Annotated in this window: 1 pseudogene; it reads left to right on the forward strand. The window is 58.4% G+C overall.

Going from position 1 to position 274, the window contains the following annotated elements:
- A pseudogene (locus tag AC2YI2_RS35265) lies at positions 1–274 on the forward strand (ISNCY family transposase); the annotation flags it as partial.

Genomic DNA, 274 nt, shown 5'->3' on the forward strand with positions numbered 1-274 from the left:
AGGCCTATGGCGAGCTGGTGCAGATCGATGGTTCCGAGCATCGCTGGTTCGAGGATCGCGGAGCTCCATGCTCGCTGCTGGTGTTTGTCGATGATGCGACCGGCAAGTTGATGCAGTTGCGTTTCGTGCGATCGGAAAGCGCCTTCACATACTTCGAGGCACTGGCGCTTTATCTGACGCGTCACGGCGCACCGGTTGCCTTTTATTCCGACAAGCATTCGGTGTTCCGGGTGGCGAAGAAGGATGCCAGGGGTGGTCAGGGCATGACGCAGTT

It is taken from the genome of Rhizobium sp. SRI_017 (assembly GCF_057586295.1).